Annotated in this window: 11 protein-coding genes; 5 read left to right on the plus strand and 6 right to left on the minus strand. The window is 34.7% G+C overall.

What is annotated here, in order from left to right:
* The first annotated feature begins 10 nt into the window (after window positions 1-10).
* The 4 genes from AC52J8_RS07790 (at window position 11) to AC52J8_RS07805 (ending at window position 4801) form a co-directional block, all read left to right on the plus strand.
* Window positions 11-1417, plus strand: coding sequence for an amino acid permease (locus AC52J8_RS07790; protein ID WP_086399479.1), 1407 nt, complete (start codon window positions 11-13; stop codon window positions 1415-1417).
* 7 nt (window positions 1418-1424) lie between these two features.
* Window positions 1425-2171, plus strand: coding sequence for an alpha/beta hydrolase (locus AC52J8_RS07795; RefSeq protein ID WP_086399478.1), 747 nt, complete (start codon window positions 1425-1427; stop codon window positions 2169-2171).
* A gap of 606 nt (window positions 2172-2777) precedes the next feature.
* Entirely contained in the window at window positions 2778-3059 is a 282-nt protein-coding gene (locus AC52J8_RS07800; protein WP_086399477.1) for a ubiquitination-like system serine protease family protein, read from the plus strand.
* Between the two features lie 560 nt (window positions 3060-3619).
* Window positions 3620-4801, plus strand: coding sequence for a S8 family peptidase (locus tag AC52J8_RS07805; protein WP_086399476.1), 1182 nt, complete (start codon window positions 3620-3622; stop codon window positions 4799-4801).
* A 41-nt stretch (window positions 4802-4842) separates the two neighbouring features.
* On the opposite strand, the gene AC52J8_RS07810 is transcribed toward AC52J8_RS07805, so the two are convergent.
* Together AC52J8_RS07810 and AC52J8_RS07815 are read right to left on the minus strand one after the other, a co-directional pair.
* Entirely contained in the window at window positions 4843-6297 is a 1455-nt protein-coding gene (locus AC52J8_RS07810; protein WP_086399475.1) for a SulP family inorganic anion transporter, read from the minus strand.
* A 223-nt stretch (window positions 6298-6520) separates the two neighbouring features.
* Window positions 6521-7153 (minus strand): SOS response-associated peptidase family protein, encoded by a 633-nt coding sequence (locus AC52J8_RS07815; RefSeq protein WP_140157907.1) that lies wholly within the window; start codon window positions 7151-7153, stop codon window positions 6521-6523.
* A gap of 394 nt (window positions 7154-7547) precedes the next feature.
* Here AC52J8_RS07815 and AC52J8_RS07820 point away from each other — a divergent pair, with 394 nt between their 5' ends.
* A complete protein-coding gene (locus AC52J8_RS07820; RefSeq protein WP_086399474.1) occupies window positions 7548-8984 on the plus strand; it encodes a glucose/sorbosone family PQQ-dependent dehydrogenase in 1437 nt (478 codons plus the stop codon).
* Window positions 8985-9038: 54 nt separating this feature from the next.
* On the opposite strand, the gene AC52J8_RS07825 is transcribed toward AC52J8_RS07820, so the two are convergent.
* From AC52J8_RS07825 to AC52J8_RS07840, 4 genes are all read right to left on the minus strand, one after another.
* Window positions 9039-9482 (minus strand): universal stress protein, encoded by a 444-nt coding sequence (locus AC52J8_RS07825; protein ID WP_002120966.1) that lies wholly within the window; start codon window positions 9480-9482, stop codon window positions 9039-9041.
* Between the two features lie 147 nt (window positions 9483-9629).
* Window positions 9630-11720, minus strand: coding sequence for a putative bifunctional diguanylate cyclase/phosphodiesterase (locus AC52J8_RS07830; RefSeq protein WP_496538906.1), 2091 nt, complete (start codon window positions 11718-11720; stop codon window positions 9630-9632).
* Window positions 11721-12299: 579 nt separating this feature from the next.
* Window positions 12300-12515, minus strand: a complete 216-nt coding sequence (locus tag AC52J8_RS07835; RefSeq protein ID WP_002120955.1) for a hypothetical protein — start codon at window positions 12513-12515, stop codon at window positions 12300-12302.
* Window positions 12516-12709: 194 nt separating this feature from the next.
* Window positions 12710-13174, minus strand: a complete 465-nt coding sequence (locus AC52J8_RS07840) for a MarR family winged helix-turn-helix transcriptional regulator (RefSeq protein ID WP_002121027.1) — start codon at window positions 13172-13174, stop codon at window positions 12710-12712.
* Between the last annotated feature and the right edge of the window lie 221 nt (window positions 13175-13395).

The raw sequence follows: 13395 nt of genomic DNA on the forward strand, positions 1-13395 counted from the left end.
AGGAGGGCCTATGAGCAGTTTTGATGAAATACAAAATCGAGAAGCGGGTTTACATAAAAAATTATCCGCAAAACAGATGGGAATGATTGCAATTGGTGGAGCGATTGGTACAGGGCTGTTCATGGGAAGCAAGTTCGCAATTAGCTTTGCTGGCCCAGCCGTCATTGTGAGTTATGCCATTGGAGGCTTAATCGCATTTGCTATTATGGCTTGTTTGGCTGAGATGACAGTCCAGCACCCTACGTCAGGCTCATTTGGGGCATATGCTGAGCATTATGTAAGTCCGCTTGCTGGGTTTTTAGTCCGTTATTGTTATTGGGCGTGTATTGTATTAGCGGTCGGTACAGAAATTACAGCAGTTGCTGACTATATGAAATTATGGTTTCCACATGTAGGTTCTTGGGTCTGGATTGCGTTTTTCTCGCTGACTTTGCTTGTGGTTAATGCATATAGTGTTAAAGCATTTGGGTTGGTTGAATATTGGTTTTCGACAATAAAAGTCTTTGCAATTATTGTATTTATTCTTTTAGCAATTGGCATTCTGACTCAAAGTCATGGAGGAACAGCTCAGGTTGTCTCTAATCTAACTGATCATGGGGGCTTTTTTCCTCATGGTTTTAGTGGAGTCTGGATTGGAGTAATCATTTCAATATTTAGTTATTTAAGTATTGAAATGATCGCTGTTGCAGCAGGTGAGGCTAAAGATCCTGAAAGAGCTGTTAAGAAAGCTTTTAAAAGTACGGCAATTCGCTTAATCCTATTTTATTTACTGTCTTTATTTCTTATTGTGGCACTTGTTCCATGGACAACTTTAATTGGAGCCGATGCGACCAGCCCATTTGTGATGGTAATGAAAATTGTAGGCATTCCATATGCGGACAGTATTTTAAATTTTATTGTAATTGTCGCGGCCTTATCAGCTATGAATAGTATGTTGTATATCTCAACACGTATGCTATTTAGCTTGTCACGAGCAGGTGATGCACCAAAACTATTTGGTCGTATTAGTCATAATGGCGTACCAATTAACGCGTTGCTATTGTCAGCAGTGGGTATTGGAGTCGCGAGTATTGTTTATACGATTAACCCAGCTTCGGCTTTCCCGATCATGATTGCTTTATCTATGTTTGGTGCGTTGTTCACTTGGGGCAGTATTTTTGTTACCCATATGTTTTTTAGAAGGAATATGGCACGAAAAGGAGAACAGTTAAAATTTAAGGTTCCAGCGAGCCAGTTAATTTCACTGTTGGGATTAATCGCAATTTTAAGTATCACTGTCACGACATGGTTTACCAATGAATTCAAGTCAACTTTACAGTTTGGAGTCCCATTAGTTGTTGTTCTTACATTTTTCTATTATTTAAAACGTTCATCAGCCAAGCTTGCTTTAAATAGTCATGAAGAATCTTTGAAGTGAGAGACCTATGCGACTATATGATAATTCTAGAACCGTAGCGAATGAACATGAAATATTGTCAGAATTTAAAAGAACAAGCTTGTTGAGCTATCAAAAATTTACCCATATTGCAGATATCCAATATGGGACGCACCCAAGGTCAACTTTAGATTTTTTCCCATTAGAGCAAGCCAAAAAGACTGTTATTTTTATTCATGGTGGATATTGGCAATGGTGTGATAAATCAGATTTTGCATTCATCGTACCGTATGTTCTAGCAAAAGGAGTCCAGTGCGTTCTTTTAAAATATGATCTGGCCCCACAAAGCAAAATTTCAGATATTGCTTCTCAAATTAATCAAGCTCTCGATTTTATTCGAGAGCAAGACTGGAAAACTAATGAGGTAGTTTTGGTTGGGCATTCGGCAGGGGCGCATCTGGCTGCTTTGTCATTAGGCCATCCACTCATATCTGAGATGGTTTTGTTAAGTGGAATTTATGATCTTGAGCCTATACAAAGTACACATTTAAATCATGCTCTCAATCTTTCAAGCGAAGATATCTTAAAATACAGCCCTGTTCATCAGTCAAAACGAATTACTACTCCATGTTCAATTTTCTGTGGTGAACTCGAACTTGATGAGTTGAAATGGCAAAGCCAAAATTATTTTGAAATGAAGAAAAGGCAAGATCAGGATTTTGTTTCTTTCAAGCTTATTCCTAAAATTAACCATTATTCTATTTTAAATCATTACTTTAATAATATTTTAATTTAAGTGTTTGAAATAGAATGTAATTGAGTAAAGAAAAACAGATTAAACTTATTAGAAGATAAAATGTGAGATAAATCACAACTCAACCTAATTTTTATAAAAATTAAGTATCCTTATTGACCTGACTATAGAACTTAATTAGATTAAAAAGATAGTGCTTTCTCACTAAGCGGCAAAATGTTTAGCTGTTGTTTAGTTGAGTTTCAAGTCCGTAGCTTCCCAAAATGCGGACTTTTTTATTTGATTTTTAAAAACAATAAGATAAATCGAATTTTGTTCTTGGATATGGCGGTAATATCTATTTAATGATTAATATGAGTTAATCACATAGCCCTCTGCCAAATAAGAAACAAATTAGTATTTGCTTTTCATTATTTAACTGGAATTATCATTTAATTAATAGATTATATAAAATATATTTTACCAAACTAACAAAGTGTGAGATTGCACTCGGAACTTCATGAATTTGTCATATAGGTTAGATAAATTAAAAACAGAAAAATAAAAGAGAGAAGGCTATAGCACATAATTTAATAATATATATTATCTGTAAATAAATGGTTTAGTCAGCTCTTATGAGTTGGCTTTTTTATTTTTAAAGGAGTGTTAATGAAAGTACAGTATTTTGAAGGAGGCATGTATAAACATATGTGTCCTGCTTGCGGATATCTTCATTATATTCCTGTACATTATCCTTTCTCTAACGGCAACCAATGGTTTTTTAATGATAACTTGGAAAAACCGACATTTGATCCCATCATAAGTATAAATGAATATTGTAATTACTTTATTAAAGATGGCTTTATCGAATATAGCGTTAATTGTAGGCATCATTTAGCTGGTTGTAAGGTTGAGCTGCAAGAACTAAAATTAAAAAACTATAGAATATAATTGATTTTGGTATTTATTAATTATGAATATTTAAAAAAACTCTACATTCATTGATTAAAGATATTTGTGCAATATATATTTACGTATTTGATACTGAACATCTGTAGTTTAAAAAATTGTAAATCTCTTTTAGTTGAAGGCTATATCAAAATTTGCAAGAATTTTTATAACTTACTGTTTTATATTTTTATTTATGGAAATCTGGAAATTTTTAAAAAGCTTTAATACAACTGGAACATATCTTATTATTTCTACATTTATATTATTTTTAATGATTATATATTTTTACATTATACAGCCTACCTAAATTAAATTATAAATAAAATAAGATAATTATTTATCCTAAACTATTTTAAGTGTTAATTTATTTGAATTGGTTCTCACTTTTAATTTAAAAAGGATAATAGCATTGTGTGAATCCAAGTTTTATGAAAACATGACGTGGTCATAATATATGGAGAATATAATAAAAATTCCTTTCTAAAGATGTTAATCCCTAAATATAAAGACTGTACTGATCATAAAAATGATGTCTAAAGTAAAAAATATGGAGATTTTCTATGAAGTTTTGCCAAGTTTCGACTTTTCTCTTAGCAATAGCGCTCAGCCATTTAACCTATGCTGCACCAGCTACAACAAATTCTGTACTAAGCTCATCTGAAGCAAAAGGAATTATTAAAAATCAATATATTGTTATTCTTAATAAGGATGTGGGTTCTTCTAACGAGTTTGCACAAGGTATTGCTAAACAACATGGTGGGAAGGTATTACAGACCTATGATGCTGTACTTAAAGGATTTGCAATTTATTTACCCGATGTTGCCGGTACTGCTTTTGTTGAAGCAATGAAAAAAAATCCGAAAGTCGTTTCAGTAGAAAATGACACAATCATGAAAGTTGATGCGACTACCCAAAGCAACCCAGATTGGGGACTAGATCGTATTGACCAAAAAAACTTACCTCTAGATTCAGCCTATTCGTACTTACAAACAGGTTCAGGCACAACTGCTTATATTGTTGATACAGGAATATTGTCTACACATCAACAGTTCTCTGGACGGGTATTAAGTGGCTATACCGCGATATCTGATAGTAATGGAACAAGTGACTGTCATGGTCATGGTACCCATGTAGCGGGAACAGTTGGTGGTAGTACCTATGGTGTTGCCAAGAATGTAAACTTAGTGCCTATTCGGATTTTAGGATGTGATGGTTCTGGTGCTTCGAGTAATGTGATTGCGGGGCTAGATTGGATATTGAAAAATGGTAAAAAGCCAGCTGTAGTGAATATGTCTTTAGGAGGTGAAGCAAACACATCTTTAGATAGTGCAGTAGAAAATTTATTTAATAATGGTTATGTAATGGTTGTGGCTGCAGGAAACTCGAATACAGATGCTTGTAGTACTTCACCTGCCAGAGTAAGTAAGGCAATTACTGTTGCTGCTACAGATAATACAGATACTCGAGCTAGTTATTCGAATTATGGAAGTTGTGTTGATATTTTTGCGCCAGGAAGCCAGATCAATTCTTCTTGGATTGGGAGTAATACAGCAACTAAAGTTTTAAATGGAACTTCAATGGCTACTCCACATGTGGCTGGTGTGGTGGCTGAAATGTTGCAAAGTACGCCTACTGCAACACCTCAGACAATCTCAGCTAATCTGTTAAATCAAGCGAGTAGTAATGTGGTAAAAAATCCTTCTGGTAGCCCAAATCGGTTGCTATATAAATCTGCGCAGTAAAAGCAGTTATTTAAATTAGAAAAGGTCCCGGAGGACCTTTTTTAGATTTTCGCATGAGTACCGTATTTATCAATCATGATTGAGCTGGCTTCATTTAAACCGCGAACCGTTACCTTAACACCGTTCTTTTGAAATTTATTCACAACTGAATCTAACATGGCAACTGAAGTCACATCCCAAATATGAGAATGGGTGAGATCAATAATGATTTCTTTAACATCTTCTTTAAAGTTAAAACCTTGCATAAATTTTTCAGATGAACTAAAAAATATTTGACCTTTTAATTCATATAGACGAGCTTGATCTTCAAATGAAGTTTCTATACGAATATCATTTTCAAGTTTATTTGCTAAGAAAAGTGCTGAAAGTAATACGCCAGTTAATACACCTAGTGCTAAGTTATGGGTAGCAAACACTACAATAACCGTAGCGATCATAACGACATTACTGCTTTTAGGATTATTTTTAAATTGAGTCAGAGAGCTCCACTCAAAAGTACTGATCGATACCATAATCATGACAGCAACAAGAGCAGCCATAGGGATTACTTTTAACCAATCACTTAAAAACACAACTAGAATAAGTAAGAATATTCCCGCGCAGAAAGTAGATAAACGTGTACGACCACCAGATTTTACATTAATCATTGACTGACCAATCATGGCACAACCAGCCATACCGCCCATGAAACCTGAAGCGATATTAGCAATACCTTGACCCTTACATTCTTGAAACTTATCACTAGATGTATCTGTCATTTCATCAACGATTGTTGCCGTCATCATTGATTCAAGTAAGCCAACTGCAGCCAGCGCTAAAGAATATGGAAGAATAATAAGAACTGTTTCTAAATTAAAAGGAATATTCGGAATAAGAAATATAGGTAACGTATCTGGTAATGAACCCATATCACCAACAGTTCGAACATCAAACCCTAAAAAAATAGCGAGTAATGTTACTACTACAATACAAATAAGGGGCGAGGGAAAGAACTTTCCAATTTTTGGAATATAGGGGAAAAGGTAAATAATTCCTAAACCAATTGCTACTAGTAAGTAGACATGCCACGTCACATTTACCAATTCTGGTAATTGAGCCATAAAGATGAGTATCGCTAAAGCATTAACAAATCCAATTATCACCGATTTGGAAACAAAACGCATGAGTTTGGCAAGTTTAAAATATCCTGCCAAAATCTGTATGACGCCAGTTAATACTGTCGCAGCGAATAAGTATTGAAGCCCGTGTTCCTTTACGAGCGTTGTCATAACCAAAGCCATGGCACCCGTAGCTGCCGAAATCATAGCTGGACGACCGCCTACGAAAGAAATAATAACGGCAATACAAAAAGAGGCATATAAACCAACTTTTGGATCTACACCCGCAATAATTGAAAATGCAATTGCTTCTGGAATTAAAGCAAGACCAACCACAAGACCAGAAAGAATATCTGCGCGGGCATTAGAGAACCATTGTTCTCGGACATTGGATAACATGAGAAATAGCCTAAGTTCTAAATTTAAAAGGCTAGTGATGTGATATACCAACACAAGCGACTACACCACATCACTAAACAGTGATAAGTTATTTACAATAGATAAGGGTAAATAAACTTAAGGTGGCGTAAGTGTCATAGGTATAGAGATTTGAGGCTTTAAAAAGTGCCCGAAGAATAGCATAAGTTTTTAAGGCTGACTAACCTAAGTCGACTAAACCGATTTAATCATAATTTTTCATTTCAGCTTTTGGCATTGAGGCAAATTCATTCGCAGGCATATCTAAGAAAAAATCTTTGGCTTCAGAATGAGTGCAGTTGAGCCAATCATTTCTAAGATCGTCTGGTATTACAATAACTGAGCGTTTTTCATCATCAGGTTTGTGAAATTGTTTCATGAAAGGGTGATGATCAGCATTAATTGTTAATAGCGACATTGATCTAACTTTCTGTTCATCTATAAGTGTTTCTTCATAGATTGCAGCAAGGGTAAAAGGTTGGCCATCTTGACGGAAAATACCATACCAATGTGCTTTCCCATTAATATATTTAGGTTCATAGATGGCTTCAACAGGAATAAGCGTAAACTGGTCATTTAACCAAGCATGTTTAAAAGAGCGCTTTTGTTGTACTGTCTCTGTTCTGGCATTATAAGTTGCATATTTGAATGCGATTTCTTTGGCATAAGGGGGAAGCATTCCAAATTTAGCTTTTCTCCACTCAAGCTCATTTTGATGAGATAAAATGAGTGGACAATCATCACTCGGGAAAATATCCATCTTATATTCAAAGGTTGGTTCGAATAAATCTAATTGATGGGCATGTGTTTTCTTAATAGGTTTAAAATTTGCACACATAAGATATCCTTGGTTATAAAGCTTTTCTTTAATTACAGCTTCTAACTTTTATCTTTTACTGATGTATGTTTTTATAATTAGAATTGTCTCTTTAAGTATTAATTTTTAACTATCAATAACTTCGTTAATAAGTGTTTATCTAACTCATGGCCATTTCAAAAAAGTTTCAGATATAAAATTAATAGAATAGATAAATCGTATAGTTAAGTTGCTCATCTTAAAGAGAGTTTATTCTGTTTTAATAGCTACTTTTATGCAACAGAGCCTTTCAGAAATTTAGATTTTAATAGATTCGTTATTCATCATAATACAAATCATATAGAGAACTCGTACAAACCCTTTATTAGAGGTTTAAAAATTCTCGGAAAATTTTGACAATTTATAAGGTGGACACATGAATAAACATTTATTGGCTAAAATTGCTTTATTAGGCGCTGCTCAGCTAGTTACACTCTCAGCATTTGCTGATGTTCCTCTAACTCCATCTCAATTTGCTAAAGCAAAAACAGAAAACTTTGACAAGAAAGTTATTCTGTCTAATTTAAATAAGCCACATGCTTTGTTGTGGGGACCTGATAATCAAATTTGGTTAACTGAGCGAGCAACAGGCAAGATTCTAAGAGTGAATCCAGAGTCGGGTAGTGTAAAAACAGTTTTTCAGGTGCCTGAGATTGTCAATGATGCTGATGGGCAAAATGGTTTATTAGGCTTTGCCTTCCATCCTGACTTTAAAAATAATCCTTATATCTATATTTCAGGCACATTTAAAAATCCGAAATCTACAGATAAAGAATTACCGAACCAAACTATTATTCGTCGTTATACCTATAATAAATCAACAGATACGCTCGAGAAGCCAGTAGATTTATTGGCGGGATTACCATCATCGAAAGACCATCAGTCTGGTCGTCTTGTCATTGGTCCAGATCAAAAGATTTATTATACGATTGGTGACCAAGGGCGTAACCAGCTTGCTTATTTGTTCTTGCCAAATCAAGCACAACATACGCCAACTCAACAAGAACTGAATGGCAAAGACTATCACACCTATATGGGTAAAGTACTACGTTTAAATCTTGATGGAAGTATTCCAAAGGATAATCCAAGTTTTAACGGGGTGGTTAGCCATATTTATACACTTGGACATCGTAATCCGCAGGGCTTAGCATTCACTCCAAATGGTAAATTGTTGCAGTCTGAACAAGGCCCAAACTCTGACGATGAAATTAACCTCATTGTCAAAGGTGGCAACTATGGTTGGCCGAATGTAGCAGGTTATAAAGATGATAGTGGCTATGCTTATGCAAACTATTCAGCAGCAGCCAATAAGTCAATTAAGGATTTAGCTCAGAATGGAGTAAAAGTAGCCGCAGGGGTTCCTGTGACGAAAGAATCTGAATGGACTGGTAAAAACTTTGTCCCACCATTAAAAACTTTATATACCGTTCAAGATACCTACAACTATAACGATCCAACTTGTGGAGAGATGATCTATATTTGTTGGCCAACAGTTGCGCCGTCATCTGCCTATGTCTATAAGGGCGGTAAAAAAGCAATTACTGGTTGGGAAAATACATTATTGGTTCCATCTTTAAAACGCGGTGTTATTTTCCGTATTAAGTTAGATCCAACTTATAGCACTACTTATGATGACGCTGTGCCAATGTTTAAAAGCAACAACCGTTATCGTGATGTGATTGCAAGTCCAGATGGGAACGTTTTATATGTATTAACTGACACTGCCGGAAATGTTCAAAAAGATGATGGCTCAGTAACAAATACATTAGAAAATCCAGGATCTCTCATTAAGTTCACCTATAAGGCTAAGTAATACAGGCTATTAAAAAACCGATCTATTAAAGATCGGTTTTTTAGCTTTAGAAAACTATTCAGTTACGACTAATACCGGTAAATGAATTTCTCCTAAAAGGGCTTGAGTCACACTTCCTAAGAAGAACTTTTTAAACCCTTTTCGCCCATGCGAGCCAATCACTAATAAATCTGCTTTTAGCTCATTAGCTGCTTTAATAATTTCTGTGTGGATTGTTTGACCCTCAACAATTTTTGTTTCAACAGAAATTCCATGTTGGCTAAATTGTTCTTTAGCTTGGTCTAAAATGCTCTGAATCGATGCTCTAGCTTTATTAAAATAATCCTGTGCTAATTCTGTACTATCGATGAACTCTACAGAAATGAAAGGATCTATGGTAAGTGCATATACTAGAGTCACTTTACTGCCAAAGGCCTTAGCAATTGCTGTTGCATGATTAACGGCAATAAGTGAAGTAGGAGAACCATCGACTGGAACCAAGATATGGTGATAACTCATATATTGCTCCTTATTGTCTTGTGACAATGTATGGTGCGGAAACACCGAAATTATTATCTTTATGCTTATATTATGAACAGTTTTTGAAAAATTATTGTTTATTTTTAGTATGAATAAAAACTAAAAGGTTTATTAAACATCCTATTTTCAAAGATTGTAATGACTTTCTAAGTAAGGCTGATTTTGTTTAAGTATGGAAATAACCTGAGTAGCATCTATAGCAGATTCAAATAAGAACCCTTGGCCTATGCTATAACCAAATTGTCGAAGCAGTTCTTCTTGTTCTGGAGTTTCAATTCCTTCGGCGATAAGCCCAAGTGATAAATTTGGAGCGAGTAAACCAATTGCTTGGACAATTGCATAGATTGATGGGTCATGTTGCATCTTTTGGATAAAGCTGCAATCTACTTTTAAACTGTCAATCGGGTAATCGCGAATATGGGTTAGCGATGAAAAACCAGTCCCAAAGTCGTCAAGTGCAATACGTACCCCATGCTGTTTTAATTTATTAAGTGCACGGATCACATATTCCGAGCCTCGGTCGCCTAGCATGTGCTCAGTGACTTCCACTTCAATATAATGCGTCGGTATTTGAAATTGATTAACCTTTTTCAAAAGTCTCTCAGCATAATTATCTCTTAAGAACTCAACTGGTGCAGCATTTAGTGAAACAGGGAGTGGGGTAATACCAAGATTTATCCATTTAGCGATATCACGTAAAACTTGGTGTTGCATCGTTTCACCGATCTTACTCGCTAAATTATAATCTTTAAAAGCTTCCGCAATTTGTGCTGGGTAGCCTCTTTGAGCTGAGGTTGTATGCCATCTTAATAAAGCTTCAAATCCCACTACACGATGGGTATTTAGGTCTACTTTAGGTTGATAATAGGGTTGGATGGTATGATGGCGAATCAGCTGACGAGCTAAATTAAGCTGAGAAGCGACAGTTTCAGTCATTTGCATCATGCATGGATCATACATGCGAATACCACCACGACCACGCGCTTTTAAATCATGCAATGCCATATCGGCACAACTGAGCAAACCTGACTGGTCTACGGCATCTTGCGGGTAAATTGCGCAGCCAATGCTCATCCCACCATTTAAGACATTACCTAAATAGGTAATCGGCTGATTTAACTGTTGAAGTAAAATGGCTGCTAATTCTCGGACATCATTTTCAGAATTAAGGTTATTAATAATAACCGCAAATTCGTCTCCGCCTAGTCGCGCGACAACGCACTTTTCATCATCTACAGAATGACTAAAGCGTTTGGAGAGAACTTTTAATAGATGATCGCCTGCGCTATGCCCTAAAGTATCGTTAATATGTTTAAAGTGGTCGAGGTCAATTAAAAGTAACCCTACACTTGTTTGAGTGTCTTTTGAATATGAGAGAGTACGCTTAAGTTGAAATTTAAATGAACGCCGATTATATAATCCGGTCAGTTCATCTCTCTCACTCATATTCCTAAGCTGGTTTTCTGCCAAATGTTGTTGAGTAACATTACGTGAGACACAAAGGATTTGTCCAATTTCACCATTTTCCCGATGAATCGGGGTAAGCATATTATCCCAATACTCAGGATCCTGATCTGGCAAACAGCTCATTCCTGCAAATCTAGCAACTTTACCTTGAAGAGCTTTTTTCAAAGCGACTCGACCGCGTTTACGAATGTGCGGTGGTAATAGTTCGAGCCATTTCATTCCAAATTCTGTTTCATCAACAGGTATACCTAAAGCGAGGCATCCTGATTTGTTCATATGAGAAAGTGTGCCGTCTACATTTAAAACTTTAATGCAATCTACACTGATATCTAACATCTGATTTTGTATTTCAATGTTCTTTTGCAAGTTTTGTTGTTCTTGAATATCGTGATCTATATCTAAAAAGCTAACATACCATTCGCTAGTTTGTGAGGAGCTGCGATACTTAGATGCTTGAATCGATAGTTTGCACCATCTATATTGATTTCCAGCTCGTAAAAGTCGACATTTTAATTCGATTCTTTTTTGTAGGCGAATTGCTTCGAGCCATCTGTTTTTGACTTCATCTAAATCGGCAGGATAAATAAAATCTAGCCATTGCGCTGGCAATGGAGAAAAAGTATCCAACCAATATTCTGTACACTCTATATTGCAATATAATATCAAGCCATTTTCATCACTTACCCAAGTTGGGAGTGGAATTTGCTCAACAATAAAATGCTTTTGGGTGTTGTTCGACATTGAAGTCATAACATGCCTAGAAAGATTGTGTTGATTAATCTATTTATTAGCCATTATTGTAATCTTTCTGTAGTAAGCAAAACAGCAAATAATAAATTTTATGTGTATTTTTTTTGAACTAAAATTGAGTTATTAAAACTAATATATACTAAAGATTTAATTTATGTTTTTGTTATTTATTAATTTTTATTTATCTTTCTTTAAAAAAATATTTATGCTTATTTTTGTAAAAAACTTATTAAAACAGCAGCTTATAATTATCCATATATATTTGTCATATTAAAAATAAAACTAAGAAAGCAGAAGGAGTAAAGATAAAAAATAAAGAATTTAATAAATCAAATTTTATCCATCATATAAACAAAGAAGCTCTCAAAAGAGATTAATTAAATACAATAATTGCTATTAAATTTACAAAAGTAATATAAAATAATAGCTTGTATTATCGTAAAATTCTTTTTGTCAAAAAGGATATATATTTCCTTTTTGTGCATTTTATAGCCTACATTTTCCCCAAGATGTAGGTTTTTTTTATGCATAATTTTTATAGATTTTAATTATAAAAATAAAAAAAGCCAAAATGGCTTTTTATACAGTTTCTGGCTTGTTCAACTGTTGTTGTATGTACAGATTCATATAGTACTGTTCGATATAATCATCAGCATAGTTGTTTGCTAAGGTTTTTGTTGCCACTTGCTCATGTTTTAAATAGCAGTTTGATTCAAGGTCTTTTTCAAGTACCCACCAGCTACGGTTAATACGACGTACCTGAAATTTGTCACTTTTGTATTTTCTTTTAGCCATTTTCCGAAATTTGCTATTCAGTTATTGAAAGAGAATTTCTACTGGAGTTAAGAGCTCAAGTCAACAGATAGAAGGTTAATTGATTATTTTATGTGGGATGCCATTTCTCTCAATATTAAAGTAGAGATATTAAAATAGTTAAGCTCTCATAATGAGAGCTTAACTATTGGGTATAAATAGATTCTTATTTCATCTTAGCGAGAAAGGTTTTTTAAAAGTAATTTTAAACTTTCCATCATTTTTTCTAGCTGTAAGGGAGTAATACCTTCAAAAGACTGCTCAAGTACTACACTTGTAAGATCATTGATCTTGTTGATCATTTCAGTCCCTTTTTCTGTAAGTACTACACGAGTGATACGACCATCAGTTTGGCAAGAGTAAGTTTCAACCAAACCTTCATCTTTCAAACGATAAACAATTTTTGTGGTAGTCGACATTTTTGAAATAATCATATCTGAGAGTTCAGAAACACTTGCATGGGGCTTGCTGCTTAAAGCCAACATGATGCGTCGACGTGAGTTATCTAAACCATATTTTTTTAAAGCATTATCAATGTTTTGTACATATTGAGCATGTACTTGAGTAATCCAATAATATGGAAAATCTTCAAGAGTAAAAGATTCTGTTGTAGGTAAAAAACGCGCATACTTCTTTGTCATTGACTTTTCCCCATACCTTGGTGGATCGCATTCCTGGTGAACTATCTTTAATAGTTGAAAAATATAGTTTCATCAAGCAAGTTATAGCAGGACTTTACTTGATGAGCAAAAGTTATATAGCTTCATTTAACAATGACATGGTTTAATTGTCTTTATCTTTATAAAGCGTTCCTACAACTTTGCGAACTTTAAATACTCTTCAGCTATAATCAAAGACTATT

Source organism: Acinetobacter sp. S-1, from assembly GCF_059579785.1.